Genomic DNA, 754 nt, shown 5'->3' on the forward strand with positions numbered 1-754 from the left:
CATAGCTGACAACTTAATGCGAGTGCCAGATTATGCAGCGCGGTATCCGATGCGTGGCGAGCCTGAATCAAGTGATCACCCAACACAAATAAATTCTCTGCCAGTTCCTGAGGGCAATTTTCTGGGCGGTAATAACAATACGGTGTGGGCGTATCTATCATCAGTTCATTGACTGGCGTTAAGAGTTCACGCCAGTCACCCGGTTGCAGGGCGGGCAGCAGAGGTGTGAAAACACGGTTATCCATCAGACGTAAAACCACCACTTGCCCGCGCAGTAAAACCTGTTGATGTAACCGCCAGTGTTCTAACTGAAATGACCACGGCAACGTGCTGCGATAAGCCCAGCCCCAGCTATTATCGCTGAGTTCATGTTTATCCAGCCGTAAAGCCAGTTCCGACAGGCACTTTGCTTTGGGTTTAATCAGCCACGGGCTTTGTGCCAGCATGGCATTCATCGGTGTACCGCTGTAGAGCGGGAACGCTTCCTCAATCCAGTCATTGACGCAAAAAAGCTGAACAGGGTTGGGATTTGCCAGACTGTTGACCAGAAAATAACAATCGCCTTTGTCTTGCTGTGACAGCCAGCTTTTCCAATTGGTCGGTTCCATCATGCTTCTTCTGCTCCTGTGATAATCCAGTTTTCTTCTTGCTGTGCGAGAATGGCACAGGCAGGTTTGGCGGCAAATTCCACTTCCGGCAATGGCTCCACCCCCTCCGGCAGTAGCAAGGAAATCCCGCGCCCGCTGCCGCCTGA

General features: G+C 51.6%; 1 protein-coding gene. It reads right to left on the reverse strand.

Annotated elements, in window-relative coordinates; all coding sequences use genetic code 11:
* Positions 1-611 (reverse strand): DUF4123 domain-containing protein (locus tag PSI17_RS17145; RefSeq protein ID WP_273553103.1); only part of this gene is annotated, 611 nt, incomplete at its 3' end.
* Between the last annotated feature and the right edge of the window lie 143 nt (positions 612-754).

The sequence above is a fragment of the Xenorhabdus sp. IM139775 genome (assembly GCF_028598745.1).
GTDB lineage: Bacteria > Pseudomonadota > Gammaproteobacteria > Enterobacterales > Enterobacteriaceae > Xenorhabdus.